Source organism: Rheinheimera sp. F8 (assembly GCF_001518915.1).
Genome location: NZ_CP013656.1, coordinates 1,548,794 through 1,563,134, shown reverse-complemented (window position 1 = coordinate 1,563,134; position 14,341 = coordinate 1,548,794). Strand labels below are relative to the sequence as shown.

Genomic DNA, 14,341 nt, shown 5'->3' with positions numbered 1-14,341 from the left:
TGCAGGCTACAATTGTCGCGGTTTTAGACCTGCTATTAACTTCGTTTGCTGATGGTGTTACCTGGCGTTTTTCCACAATTCGCCGCCTGTTCATTACCGGATCTGCCATTTTTCATTATGCATTTTTTCTGATGTACTGGCTGGACCAGCAGATTTAACTCTGTTAACTTCCTGATCCTCTTTGCATATAGATGAACTTCGTCAATACTAAAATCACTCCAGACGAAGAAGACAAATGAGACAACAGGATCAGACATGAAACTCACCGTGGCTCACAAAGTCATCCTCGGCTTTGGCTTTATTGCATTACTGTTATTGTTCGCCAGTTTATCGTCTTTATGGAGCTTCGCTGTGGTGTCCGAATCGGGCAGCCGTGTCAACGATATCGCTGTGCCGGTGCAGCAACAAAGTAATCAGGCCGAGATCCAGTTGTTGAAGCTCGGCAAGTTATCCGCGTTGGGGTTTATGGCTGACCAGGCTAAAACTATCAGCCAGTTTCAAACTGACTTTGACAACGCCAATAATGATTACCAACAAAAGGTCAGCGCACTGCGCGCCCTGACAGCATCAGATCCAACGCTGAATAAAGCGCTGACCACCGCCGAGCAACAACATGAACTGTACAGCACGGCAGTCAATAACATGTTTAAGGCCAAGCTGACCACGTTACAGGCCGGTGAGGCTGCTGCAGCCGAGTTGAAGCAACTGGTCCAGCTGATTGATGACGCCGGCGCCACGCTGGTGGATTTGTCTTATCTGGAAACGCCGGGCAAAAAAGCTCAGATTGAGCTGCTGGCAGGCGCGGCATCGCGGGTGGACGGCCAATTGCTGACGCTGATGCAGACAGTGCGGGAAACCGCGGCCTTTACCGAATTAAGCCAACTGACAGAAAGTCAGCAAAATATTGAGTTTGCCCTAAGTGATATGCAGGGGAATCTGGATTACATCGGTAATCTGGTCGACGAAGTGGATGCAACGGACTTGTGGCAAACCTTTAACGAGCAACTCAGCGCGGTCAAAGCCCGCGTAGCGATAGAACAAAATCTGGTTAGCCTGAAACAACAACAGCTAACTGCTTTGCAAGAAGCCCGTGCGCAGCTGGCCAATTCAGAGCAGGCGATTGGCCTCGCTATTGCGGCACTTGATCAGCTGCTCAAAGCCGCCGATCAACAATTTACCAGTCTGCAGGCCGAAGTGTCGTCGGCATTATCTTTTGGCAAAGCCCGCACCATCGTCATCATGGTGGTATTGGTGGCACTGGCCGGCGGCGCGGCATTTCTGACCATCAATGCGATGTTAAAACCACTGGCGGGTATCAACAAAGTGCTGGGAGAAGTAGCAGGTGGAGATTTAACAAGGCGCCTGCACATTGAGCAGGAAGACGAATTTGGCGCTTTGTCGGCCAAGGTCAACAGCCTGATCGAAGCACTCAGCCAGCTTATTCACCGGATTGTCGCCAGTTCTGGTGAGCTGCAGCACAATGCCAGTCGTTCCAGAGATGAAGTACAGGAAATTAATCGCGCGCTGCAAACGCAACAGACGCAAATCCATGACGTCAACCAGACCACCCAGCAACTGAACGACAATACCCACAACATTGCACAACAAGCCGAACAGGCTGTCGAGGAGATGCAGCATGCGTTGGGGCAAAGTCAGCAAATCGATAAAATTTCCGGCGAAAACAATACCCTGATCAGTGGACTGGCCGGTCAGTTGGCCAGTACCGCGGACATCATGCTGAAGGTCAACACCCACTCTAACAACATTGGCGGTATTCTGGCCACTATCCGTGGCATTGCGGAACAAACCAATCTGCTGGCGCTGAATGCCGCGATTGAAGCAGCCCGCGCCGGTGAACAAGGCCGTGGTTTTGCCGTTGTTGCCGACGAAGTACGCTCGCTTGCAGTACGCAGTCAGGCCGCTGTTGATGAAATACGCCAGATGATCCAAACGCTGCAACAGGAAAGTACTGCTGCGGTCAGCGCGATCAACCGCGGTAAAACTGACGCCGAATACTGTGTGAATCACACCGCTGATTTGGTGCAATCGCTGGGGCACGTTAATCAGGCTATCAGTCAGATGCATCACATCAGTACCGCGATCGCCAGCGCGACCCAACAACAGCTGGCGCTTGGTGATTTGATTTCTGATCACATGAGTGCAATGGTCCAACTGTCCGCGCAAAGTTCGGAAAAAGCCGATCGCACGCTGCAACACAGCGCCGCCGTCAGTGACAACGCCGGGCAGTTAACAGCCGCTATCAGTACGTTCAAAATCTAACATCTGCAGGCCCTGTCAGCAGACAGGGCCTCTGCGCACAGTCTCCTGCCAAAACGATTTCAAACTGCACCTGCGGCAGATGCCGCTGGTTTGCTTCGCCTGCGCTGACTGTGGCGATGATGGCTTTGGCTGACCTGGCTTCGCCTAAGATTGCATCGACAAATGCTGCTTAGCCGAAACTGGCGTGAATCAACATAGCTTTGATGGACATGAATTGGTCTGGCAGATGGTCAGAAGCGGCATTCTGCCACCGGGAGCACAAGATAAAAAAAGGCTGGAACAAGTCCAGCCAGGCAGGCGGTGTTTCTACCCAATCCCAGGTATTTGTATCGGTCCTTCAGCGTTTTACGCCAGATCAATTTGCCAAAACAGAGACAGAAAAACCTTACCAAACTTTGATATTGTGCCTAAAAAGTGATTTTTTTTAAGACTTTATCCAGTTCCGCAGTTGCTGTTTATCCAGAATGCGGATATTGGCTTCTAACGCAAATATTTGGGCAGGACTTTGCATCTTGTCAGGAACCAGCGCCAACGCACTGTGACATTGATGGCGTAACATCTGCTGAAAAATGTGCCGGAGTTGTACGATATCCAGCGGCATATCCACGCCGGTCTGCACGTAATACAACACACCATATTCACGTTGCAGGTAGTAATTTGTTTCACCGGTTAACGGGCTGGCCGCCTGTTGTCGCAGAAACTGTTGAGCTAATTGGGTGAAATGACTGAGATCATCTTTATCGCGCGACACGACAAATAAAGGCGTCCGGTGAAAATCGACACCAAAAATCGCCAGCACATTCAGCAACAGCGCCAGCAGCAGCATTCCGGAGAAAAACAGCAACAAAGGTTGCTGATACCATTGTTGACTGACCAGCATGGATTCTGCCGGGCTGTCATATAAATACACAAAACCGGCGGCCACCCCTAACGCAGTGCAACACCCCGACCCCAGCAGCCATTTATTGAGATCCAACCGCAGCATCCTGAATCATGTTCCTATTCTGCTCATGTTGCCGTTTTACTGCAGGAAAAAGACGATTAAGCTTTGATAAAATTTTGATATTGCGCCAATTCCTTTTGGTGCAATCAACCTTGCTTTATAAACTGGCGAGATCCGGCTGCTGATAGGAAAAATCGGGCATTTGCAAACTTAATGCAGCGTTGACCCGACGCGATGGCTCAGTCGCCGCAATAAATCGTGGCACCTCCAGCCCCTGTTGTTGGCAAGCCGCAGTGTAAAACTCGGCTTTGCTGCACGTGACCTGCGCGCAAAGATTGACCACAGTGCCGGGAAAAGCGCCGGGATGACGCAATAGTAAATTCAGCCACCGGCAGATATCCGCGCTGTGGACCAGATTCACCGGTTGCTCTGGTCCTGCCATCACACCGCGCCGGGTGAAATTCGCCGGGTGCCGCCCAGGTCCAATCAGACCAGCCAGACGCAATACATAACGTTGCGGGACCAACGGCGCCCCCTTTAGCATCAACTGCTCCGCCTGCCAGATCAGTTTTGCCCGAGGCTCAGGTCCCGGCGCATCGGCTTCGCTGACCTCACCAGTAAGGCCCGCATATACGCCACTGGATGAACACAGCACCAACGCTTGTGCTGCGTCAGCCTGCGCCAGCACAATCTGCAACGAACGCAGATAGGCTGCACCACCATCCTGTGCGGCAGACGGCGGCATGGCCAGAACCAGCCAGCTGCCGGGCAACAGCTGACAAATCTGTGGACTTAACGGACTCACGCCATCCCACAGCAGCGGTTGGATTGCAGCTGGCAAGGTGGCAAGCCGTTCCTTGCTGCGCCGGCTGCCCCAAACCTGATGCCCTTCTGTGCTCAGCTGCACACCAAGTTGAGTGCCCAGCCAGCCACAGCCGAGAATAACGACCGACGCCATTAACCGGCACTCGCTGCGACTGTGACCGGCTTCACGACAAAACGACCATGAAATTCGGCCAGCAGCCGCTCGCCCTGAGTCAACCGCACCAACAGTAACTGGCGCACGCGCCGGCCCTGGTTCAGCACCGTCAGATCACCGACAGCATCCAGTAATTGCACCTCTGCACGGGCATCTAGCTCTACCGGCGCCAGATAACGGATATCAGCGTCGGCCAACACAATGTCGCCCTGCAGACCCAGCGCCCGCAATTGCAGCCAGATCAGGCCCCAGCCGGTTAACGTCAGCAGGCTATAGATACTGCCGGCAAACATGGTGTGATGCAGATTCTTGTTCGGCGCCAACGGCGCCTGACAGGCCAGCAGATTGCCATCAAACTGCTGTATCTGCAGCTGCATAAAAGCCGACAACGGGATCGTCTGATGCCAGGTTTGCTGCAAATCGGCACACCAACGGCTAAATTGCGCGGCATCACCGGCCAGCCGCAGCCGTTTGGTCATTTGCTGATGCGGGATCCCATATAATGGTTCAAGTGGTTTGCCAGTCTTGTAGCCAAGTTTCTGATAAAAATTAAAGGCGTTTTCGCGGGCATTGAGCGTCAGTTGATCACAACCCCAAGCCAGACCTTGCTGTTCCAGCGCACGCAATACTAATGCCCCCTGGCCTTTACCACGGGCAGATTCTGCCACCGCCATATAACGCACTTGACACCAGCCATCAACCAGCTGATGCAGGCGGCCAACTGCCAGCAGCTGACCATCTGCCGCCCGCACCATGCGATGGGCACTGCTGGCTTCCAGCTCATCCTGCTCTGAACCCGGCGGTTGCCCCCAAGGTTCGCGCAACACCTGATAGCGCAGCTGATAATAATCCAGCCAATCCTGCGCACTGTGCGGACTTGTCACCTGATACTGCATCGAATACCTCGTAAATGACTCAGGCTGCCGGAGGCACCTGCAGCCAGAATGTGACCGGGCCATCATTGACCAGACCGACCTGCATATCGGCGCCAAACTGACCGGTCGCCACCGTCATTCCCTGCGCACGACAATAATCTACAAACTGCAGATACATCGGCTCGGCCACTTCAGGCCGTGCCGCCGGCGTAAAACTCGGCCGCAAACCGGAATTGGTGTCTGCTGCCAGCGTAAATTGCGACACGACCAGCAGCTGACCGCCGGCCTGTTGCACATTCAGATTCATTTTGCCGGCTTCATCACTGAATAAACGATATTTCAGCACTTTGTCGGCCAGCTTGCGCAGCTCCGCCGTTGTATCGCCGGCTTCCACGCCGAGCAACAGCAGCATACCGCTGCCAATAACCCCGACTACTTCAGTGCCGACTGTAACGTCCGCGCGTCGCACGCGCTGGATCAACGCAATCATGACGCCTGCCGCAAGCGGTTAGCCAGTTGCAACGACGCATCGTACAACGCACGGCTGATACCGGTTTCACTGGCGGAATGGCCGGCATTGGCAACAATGGTCAGCACCGAATCGGGCCAGGCCTGATGTAAGGTCCAGGCATTTTCCAGCTTACAGACGATGTCGTAACGGCCATGAATAATAAAACAAGGCAAGTGCTGCACTTTGCCGAGTTCCGCCATCAGCTGATCCGGCCGCAAAAAACAATGATGCAGGAAATAATGGTTTTCAATCCGCGCCAATGGCAATGCAGACTCAGGCTCTGTGGCGCCGTCGCGCATCGCCGCATTGGGCAACAAGGTTGCAACCCGAGCTTCCCATAAACTCCAGGCCTGCGCGGCATGCAACCGGATACTGGCATCGGCATGCTGCAACAGCTGCTGATAAGCCACCAGAATATCTAGGCCTTTCATCGCGGCCACCGGCGCAAAAAAATCAGCAAAATAATCCGGGAATAATTGACTGGCACCGCCACCGGGCCGGTACAGCCAGTCGATATCTTCAGGCCGGCCAAGGAAAATGCCTCGTAGGATCAGGCCAAGACAATGCTGCGGATATTGCCCGGCATAGGCCAGTGCCAGCGTACTGCCCCAGCTGCCCCCGGCCACTACCCAGCGGTGAATGCCCAGATGTTGCCGGATCGCTTCAATATCACCGATCAGATCCTGTGTAGTATTGTGCTCCAGGCTGGCAAAAGGGGTCGACTGACCACAACCGCGCTGATCAAACAACACAATCCGGTACTGCTGCGGGTCAAACAAAGTGCGCTGAAATGGCGAACAACCACCACCAGGGCCGCCATGACACATCAGCACCGGGATCCCCTGCGGGTTGCCACTTTGTTCCAGATACAACCGATGGCCGTGCGGCCTTGACAGAAATTCACTGTGGTAACAATCAACAGGTTCAGTGCGATACATCAGAAGACTCCGTCGACACAGCACCCGGCGTTGCAGCCACTGGCTGTGTACGCTGGGTTTTATGCTGTAATAACTGCAATGCGCGGCAATGTTGTTCCTGCAAAAGTGCCGTTAGCTCGGCGCCAATCAACACCACCAACCAGGACAAATAAATCCAGACAAATAAAATCGGTACCAGCGCCAGCGCGCCATAAATCGCCTGATAGGACGGGAAATGCTGGATATAGAGCGCAAATCCGTTTTTCAGCATTTCAAACAAAATACTGGCAAGCAAAGCGCCCCAAAAAGCATAGCCATAGCGGACTTTGATATTCGGCACCAGCTGATAAAGCATAAAAAACGCCAGCAATGACATGCCATATGGCGTAAACGACAGCAGGAAATTCGATAAACCGGGCGTGTAATTGTCCGCCAGATGGCTCAGCGACGCCAGATAAGAGGTCAGCGCAATTGAGCTGCCCAGCAAAATCGGACCGAGCGTCAGAATCATCCAATAAATCGACAACGAAATCATCAGCCGCGGCCGTTTTTGCACGCGCCAGATCTTGTTCAGCGTCTTATCGATATTATGAATAAGCATCAGGGCAACCAACACCAGAAACAACACACCAACGGTGGTCATCTGACCGATGTTTTCGACAAAGCCGTTGATATAGGTCTGAATTTCTTGGCCACGCGACGGCACTATATTGGCGTAAACAAAGGCCTCGATTTCGCCACGCAGCCCGGCAAACATCGGAAAAGCGTTCAGTACCGAAAATGCCACAGCAACCAGCGGTACCAGTGATAAAATCGAAATATATGCCAGATAACCACCAATCATACCGATTTGGTCGTGCTGACAACGTTGCAGATAAAGGCGGCAAAAACGCACACTGTTCAACCCAAGGGTAACAGTGCGCTGAATAATCGAATCGGGCATCATCCTGTCCTGAGCAGACACCTGTCTGGGTGCCGGAAGTTGCAGCCTATCACAAAGCGCCCCGGTGCCGACAAGCAGACCCGGACAGATCGCAGCAAAATGCCGCGTTGCTATTGCAGGGATACATCCTTGCTTTGTACCAGCGCCTGGCTGGATTTTTCAATCAGTGTTTCGCCCTGCTGGTCAATAAACAGCACTTTCAGACCTAATTCGTCGGCCACTTTCAGCCCGGCTTCACTGCCCAGACATAAAAACGCGGTCGACCAGGCATCACCAAAAGTGGCATTGTCGATCAACACTGTGGTCGACACGGTATTGTGCCGCACGGGGGCGCCGGCGCGGGCGTCCAGCACATGGCTGAAACGTTGGCCATCGGCATCAAAATAATGCCGGTAGGTGCCGGATGTCATGATGGCCAATGGGGCATCCTGGTTAACAGTGATGATTTTCTGCAAATGTTGATCGCCTGGCAATGGCTTTTCAATCGCCACTTTCCACGGTTGCCCTTCCGGTTTTTTGCCCCGCACCTGCAATTCACCGCCGACTTCAACCAGATAATTGGTCACACCAGCTTGCTCCAACAGCGCCGCCAGCTTGCGCACGGTATAACCCTGTGCAATGGACGACACATCAACCCGCATCTGACCGATGGCCTTGCTCATCTCGCCAACTGGCGTCGTGCTGATTTTATCCATACCAACCCACTGCATGGTCTGACTGATCTGCGCAGGTGTCGGCTGATTAAACTTATCTGCTTTGAACCCCCAGAGTTCAAACAGCGGTTTGACGGTCAGGTCATAACAGCCATGACTGGCTTGGGTGACTTGGCGGGCATCTTCCACCAACCCGACCAATTCAGCCCCTACCGTCTGCGGATTGCTGTGCTGCGTGGCATTAAACTGTTCAATCACTGAATCGGGGCGGTAATTCGACATCACTAAATCGATTCGTTCCAGTTCCTTTACAATCTGTTGTTGCAAATCTGTGGCCTTGACCTGCGGTTCGGACCAATAACTGATGTTGTAGGTTGAACCTTGCGCCGGACCGGAAAAGCGCTGGATCGGATCGGCTGGCGTACAACTCAGCAAAACCAGCGGCAGAAAAACAGCGGCACAAAGGCCAGTGAACGAACAGATTTTGACAGACATCGGCGCTTCTCATTGCAGGAAAACCGGCGCAGTGTAATTTATGCGCCGCACAAATGCCAGCCAGGTTCAGAGGTCCAGATGGCCCATAATCACCTGATAGCGTTTTTGTTGATCGGCCGGCAACTGCCCTGCCGCAATCAGATCGATACAGTGCTGCGCCAACGCTTTCAGATCGGCATTCAGGGTCTGGCGCATACTCAGCGCCTGCAGCAAATTCAGCGCAATGTTGACATTTGCCGGCATCGATTCGAGCGCAGTACGAAAATAATCGATGGCCATCGAAAAATCGCCGCTGCCATAGGCCTGCATGCCCGCGGCATTGCGATCCATCAGTTGCTGGCGCAATTGCTGATGTTTCTTTTGCTCATGTTGCATCATCAGGCTGATGGCACTGCAATACAGATTGTCGTCTTGCGTTAATGCCGACAGCGCAGCCATATAGTGGTCGCACATCGGCAGATTGCCGGCTTCAAAATACGCCCGGGCCCGGTCCAGCATCGCGGCCGGCGATAAATGTTTTTCCAGACTGAGTTGCTCACTGTGCTCCAGTAAACGCAGTGCTTCTTTGGTTTTGCCTTCCAGCAGCGCAACACGCGCATCAACGACCAGCCGGTCATGTTCATAACTGGCCGGATGGAAACGTTTTTTGATAGTCGTCAGGAATGTATCCAGCCGGCGCATCGTTTCCACCCGGCCTTTGGGTTCCTGATCTTTCGCCTGCTCCAGCAAAGCGCGGGCAAAATTGAGCATATTATCTGCGGTGTCATACATCGAATAACGGGCAGCAGTCAGCAAGCGCTGGTGCACCTGCACCGCCAGATCTTTGCGGTTGTCGATGACCGCAAGCGTGGCCAGCACATGCTGGCGCAAATAGTTACGCGGCGAAGTTTTGGCGACTTGTTCCACCGCCGCCAGCGCTGCCGCTGGTTTTTGCTGGCTGATATACAGGCGGGTCAGCCAGTCCAGTGCTTCAATTCTTGTTTCTGCTTGTCCGGACAACAGCTGTAACGCCACTTCCGCCTCGTCACTGCGTCCCTGATACCCATAGATCACCGCTAAACCCAGCCGCGCCCAGGCAAAATCGCGAACGGTCAGCGCCCACTGATATAAATGCTCGGCCTCATCAAATCGCTCCAGCCGCACCAGCAGTTCTGCTTTGAGCCGGGTCGCATGCAGTGCGTACTTGCTGCGATGATCCACCACATGATCACAAGCCTGTACAGCATCGGCGAATTCACCTTGCTGAATTGCCTGATAAGCCAGTTTTAAAGCTTGTTTGATGTGGTAAGCACGGGTGATCCGTCGTTCCAGTTCGGCATAGCTGAAGGGTTTCAGCAGATAGTCGTCCGGCTGATATTCAACAATGCCATACACGGCCTGACGCTGGCGTTCAGCACTGACCACCAGAAAGCAACATTCAGCTTTTAATAGCTGTTCGGTGCGCAGCACTTCAAATAATTGATAGCCGTCCCGCCCGACGCCTAAATGAAAATCACACAAAATAAAATCAAAAGGGATCCGCCGGCAACATGCCAGCGCCATATCCGCATCACGCGCCAGCGTTACATCATCAAATCCAATCAGCAACAGCATACTTTTGAAATAGCTGCGGATTTGGTCAGAATCATCCACCACCAGCACAGTTTTGTTTTTATAAAACGACCGGCGTGAGGTCATTGCGGCAAAGCTCCATGCAACAAATAAGTAACGTTTTCTCTGCGCTGCACAATACACAGCATTGGCTGGCATCGCCAGCGCTTTGTCCCAAAAAACAAAACCCGCGTCTGGGCGCGGGTTTTATCATTCACAACCGGAATTAAGCGCGGCTGGCGCGTTTACGGTCGTTTTCTGTCAGGTGACGTTTACGGATCCGGATAGACAGTGGCGTCACTTCTACCAGCTCGTCGTCATCGATAAACTCCAGCGCCTGTTCCAGCGTATAACGGATTGGCGGCACTAAGTTAATCGCTTCGTCTGTGCCAGAAGCACGGACGTTCGTCAGCTGTTTGCCTTTTAAGCAGTTGACCGTTAAGTCATTGCTACGGCTGTGAATACCGATGATCTGGCCTTCATACACTTCATCAGCATGACCGATAAACATCCGGCCGCGTTCCTGCAGAGAGAAAATCGCATAACCAGCGGCTTTACCCATCGCATTAGAAATCAGCACGCCGTTCATCCGCAGACCGATTGAACCGCCTTTGAATGGACCGTAGTGATCAAAGCTGTTGTACATCAGACCTGTGCCTGAAGTCAGCGTCATGAACTCGGTGCGGAAACCAATCAGACCACGGCTTGGCATCTGGAAATCCATCCGGATGCGGCCTTTACCGTCTGGCTGCATATTGGTCATTTCGGCTTTACGCTCACCCATTTTCTCCATGATAGAGCCCTGGTGCTGCTCTTCCACGTCAATGGTGACGTTCTCAATTGGTTCCATTTTCGCGCCATCAACCACTTTCATGATTACTTCTGGGCGAGATACGGCCAGTTCAAAACCTTCACGACGCATGTTTTCAATCAACACGCCTAAGTGCAGTTCACCACGGCCTGATACTTTGAATTTGTCACCGTCTTCAGTTTCTTCCACGCGCAGCGCGACGTTGTGTTTCAGTTCGTTAGTTAAACGCTCTAAAATCTGGCGGGAAGTAACGTATTTGCCTTCTTTACCAGCGAATGGCGACGTGTTGACCTGAAAGGTCATAGTCACTGTCGGCTCATCAACTTGCAGCGCTGGTAATGGTTCCAGATTGGTCGGGGCACAGATAGTGTCAGAAATTTTCAGTTCGCCTAAACCGGTGAATGCAATGATATCACCCGCGTTTGCTTCCTGAGTTTCGATCCGTTCCAGACCTAAATAGCCGAACACCTGACCGACTTTGCCGTTGCGTTTTGAACCATCAGCACCTAATACAGTGACCTGCTGGTTCACTTTTAACGTGCCGCGTTTGATCCGGCCGATACCGATAATGCCGAGGTAGCTGGAATAATCTAATTGCGATACCTGGATCTGCGTGTCGCCATCCAGTTCAACTTTCGGTGGTGCCACGTGCTCAATGATTGCAGCGAACAAGTCATTGATATCAGTTTTTGGTTCGTTGTAATCCAGCGTCGCCCAGCCATTGATGGCTGATGCGTAGACGATTGGGAAATCTAATTGCTCGTCAGTGGCGCCTAAGTTGTCGAACAGGTCGAATACCTGGTCAATAACCCAATCCGGACGTGCGCCCGGACGGTCGATTTTGTTCACCACAACAATTGGTTTTAAACCGTGGGCGAAAGCTTTTTGTGTTACGAAGCGGGTTTGTGGCATTGGGCCTTCAACCGCATCGACTAATAATAAGACTGAGTCAGCCATTGACAGAACGCGCTCAACTTCACCACCGAAGTCGGCGTGGCCTGGTGTGTCCAGGATGTTGATCTGATAGCCGTTCCAGCGTACAGAAGTGTTTTTAGCCAGGATGGTGATTCCGCGTTCAGATTCCTGCGCGTTTGAATCCATCATCCGTTCCTGCAATTTAGCGCGTGCATCGAAAGTGCCGGACTGTTGCAGTAATTTGTCAACAAGTGTAGTTTTACCGTGGTCAACGTGCGCGATAATGGCGATATTACGCAACTTGCTGATATCATAAGACATTTATTTGGTGCTCGCTTAGTGTAGTGTAAATGTGTACCCGCTTGTAGTCACCCACCGCAAGTACCCGAAAAATTGGTGCGCGTATTTTACCTGCTTTACGACTGACTGGGAAATTTATCTGGTCCGCGTTTGCTGTTTTTTTCATCAGCCCCAAGCTGAATGCCGCTTTGCGGCCAGTAACACCGCATCGAACTTAAGCAAAAGCTCTGCCATCCTGACAGCAACTCCTGTGCGCTTGCGCTGATTCTCCACTTTTACCAGTCATTTTGCTGCCTCGTCCTGTGCTGGCTGTGCGGCAATTTTATTTTTACTTTGCCTGACTGAATTCAGCCGAATTCTTGCTATCGTTATCGCTGCCGTTGACCACTGCACAGAAGCAGAGCAAATTCAGACAAATTGCACCACGGCTGTGCATGCATGCACTTTATTGGTGCAATTCTCTGGTATTTCAGTCTGAATCTGCACTAAATACATTTTAAAATCATATATTTAGGATTCTGGCACAGCTTTGGCATAACAAGCGCAAACCGGCGGCAAGCCGCACCTGAACCTTAGTTTGAGTTGAATCCGGAGGAATGCATGTCTGCATCGAACGTTCTGAGTTTTATGAAAGAAAACGACGTGAAGTTTGTTGATTTACGTTTTACTGACACCAAAGGTAAAGAGCAGCACGTTACAATTCCTGCCAGCCAAATTGACGAAGACTTCTTCGAAAACGGCAAAATGTTTGACGGCTCTTCAATTGCCGGCTGGAAAGGCATCAACGACTCAGACATGATCCTGATGCCGGATGCCAGCACCATGCTGCTGGATCCATTCTTCGAAGAAACCACCATTCTGATCAGCTGTGACGTGATCGAGCCAAGCACTATGCAAGGTTACGATCGTTGCCCGCGTTCTATCGCCAAACGCGCGGAAGAATATTTGAAATCAACCGGCATCGCTGACACTGTATTGTTTGGACCTGAGCCAGAGTGGTTCATGTTCGACGACGTGCGTTTCAAAAACGACATGTCAGGTTCTTTCTTTAAAGTTGACTCTTCAGAAGCAGCCTGGAACTCAGACGCTGAATATGAAGATGGTAACAAAGCCCACCGTCCAGGTGTGAAAGGCGGTTATTTCCCGGTACCACCAGTAGATCAACACCACGATATCCGCAGCGCTATGTGTATGGTGCTGGAAGAAATGGGTCAGGTTGTTGAAGCGCATCACCATGAAGTTGCCACTGCCGGTCAGAACGAAATCGCCACCCGTTTTAACACACTGACGAAAAAAGCCGACGAAATTCAGCAACTGAAATATGTTGTTCATAACGTTGCTCACATGTACGGCAAGACTGTGACTTTCATGCCAAAACCAATCGTTGGTGACAACGGTTCAGGTATGCACTGCCACCAGTCACTGGCAAAAGATGGTGTAAACCTGTTTGCCGGTGATAAATATGCCGGTCTGTCAGAAACTGCACTGTACTACATTGGCGGTATCATCAAGCACGCGAAGGCAATCAACGCCTTCACTAACCCGTCAACCAACTCTTACAAGCGTCTGGTGCCACACTATGAAGCGCCTGTAATGCTGGCATACTCTGCCCGTAACCGTTCTGCTTCTGTGCGTATTCCATTGGTACCAAGCGCGAAAGCCCGTCGTATTGAAGTCCGTTTCCCGGATCCGGCAGCGAACCCGTACCTGGCATTCGTTGCTCAGCTGATGGCTGGTCTGGATGGTATCCAGAACAAGATCCACCCAGGCGATGCAATGGACAAAGACCTGTATGACCTGCCACCAGAAGAAGAAGCACTGATCCCACAAGTTTGTGGTTCACTGGACGAAGCTCTGGATGCACTGGAAGCGAACCGTGCGATCTTCACCAAAGGCGGCGTCATGTCAGATGAAATGATCGATGCTTATATCTCTCTGAAGCGTGCAGAAGCCAAACGCGTCTCTATGGCTGTGCACCCACTGGAATACGAACTGTATTACAGCGTGTAATTTTCAGCGCTAACACACTGATTTATAAAGTGTGATTTGCACAATACCAAAGCCCGCTTCTGCGGGCTTTTTGTACTGGTCAAAGCCAGAAAAGCCAGTTAGAGTAAATCTATCAGCCA

General features: G+C 52.0%; 12 protein-coding genes. 2 read left to right on the top strand and 10 right to left on the bottom strand.

What is annotated here, in order from left to right:
- Positions 1–35: 35 nt before the first annotated feature.
- Positions 36–257: a hypothetical protein gene (locus tag ATY27_RS07125; protein ID WP_208931983.1), complete on the bottom strand. Its 222-nt coding sequence runs from the start codon at positions 255–257 to the stop codon at positions 36–38.
- Here ATY27_RS07125 and ATY27_RS07120 point away from each other — a divergent pair.
- Positions 256–2,280: a methyl-accepting chemotaxis protein gene (locus tag ATY27_RS07120; protein ID WP_208931984.1), complete on the top strand. Its 2,025-nt coding sequence runs from the start codon at positions 256–258 to the stop codon at positions 2,278–2,280. The two genes, ATY27_RS07125 and ATY27_RS07120, sit on opposite strands and share 2 nt — an antisense overlap.
- 424 nt (positions 2,281–2,704) lie before the next feature.
- On the opposite strand, the gene ATY27_RS07115 is transcribed toward ATY27_RS07120, so the two are convergent.
- The 9 genes from ATY27_RS07115 to typA all read right to left on the bottom strand — a co-directional run bounded on the left by ATY27_RS07115 (position 2,705) and on the right by typA (position 12,233).
- Positions 2,705–3,256: a hypothetical protein gene (locus ATY27_RS07115; RefSeq protein WP_208931985.1), complete on the bottom strand. Its 552-nt coding sequence runs from the start codon at positions 3,254–3,256 to the stop codon at positions 2,705–2,707.
- A gap of 124 nt (positions 3,257–3,380) precedes the next feature.
- Positions 3,381–4,181, bottom strand: coding sequence for a hypothetical protein (locus ATY27_RS07110; protein WP_208931986.1), 801 nt, complete (start codon positions 4,179–4,181; stop codon positions 3,381–3,383).
- Complete coding sequence (locus tag ATY27_RS07105; protein ID WP_244151357.1) at positions 4,181–5,086, bottom strand: bifunctional GNAT family N-acetyltransferase/hotdog fold thioesterase; 906 nt, start codon at positions 5,084–5,086, stop codon at positions 4,181–4,183. Before ATY27_RS07105 ends, ATY27_RS07110 begins: the two co-directional genes overlap by 1 nt.
- Positions 5,087–5,117: 31 nt before the next feature.
- Positions 5,118–5,567 (bottom strand): D-aminoacyl-tRNA deacylase, encoded by a 450-nt coding sequence (dtd, locus tag ATY27_RS07100; protein ID WP_208931988.1) that lies wholly within the window; start codon positions 5,565–5,567, stop codon positions 5,118–5,120.
- Positions 5,564–6,526, bottom strand: a complete 963-nt coding sequence (pip, locus tag ATY27_RS07095; RefSeq protein WP_208931989.1) for a prolyl aminopeptidase — start codon at positions 6,524–6,526, stop codon at positions 5,564–5,566. Before pip ends, dtd begins: the two co-directional genes overlap by 4 nt.
- Positions 6,513–7,451 (bottom strand): virulence factor BrkB family protein, encoded by a 939-nt coding sequence (locus ATY27_RS07090; protein ID WP_244151358.1) that lies wholly within the window; start codon positions 7,449–7,451, stop codon positions 6,513–6,515. The genes pip and ATY27_RS07090 overlap by 14 nt, the downstream gene beginning before the upstream one ends.
- A 107-nt stretch (positions 7,452–7,558) precedes the next feature.
- Entirely contained in the window at positions 7,559–8,596 is a 1,038-nt protein-coding gene (locus tag ATY27_RS07085) for an FAD:protein FMN transferase (RefSeq protein WP_208931990.1), read from the bottom strand.
- A 66-nt stretch (positions 8,597–8,662) separates the two neighbouring features.
- Positions 8,663–10,273, bottom strand: coding sequence for a response regulator (locus tag ATY27_RS07080; RefSeq protein WP_208931991.1), 1,611 nt, complete (start codon positions 10,271–10,273; stop codon positions 8,663–8,665).
- Positions 10,274–10,412: 139 nt separating this feature from the next.
- A complete protein-coding gene (gene typA, locus ATY27_RS07075) occupies positions 10,413–12,233 on the bottom strand; it encodes a translational GTPase TypA (RefSeq protein ID WP_208931992.1) in 1,821 nt (606 codons plus the stop codon).
- A 579-nt stretch (positions 12,234–12,812) separates the two neighbouring features.
- Here typA and glnA point away from each other — a divergent pair.
- Positions 12,813–14,222, top strand: coding sequence for a glutamate--ammonia ligase (glnA, locus tag ATY27_RS07070; RefSeq protein ID WP_208931993.1), 1,410 nt, complete (start codon positions 12,813–12,815; stop codon positions 14,220–14,222).
- Positions 14,223–14,341: the final 119 nt, after the last annotated feature.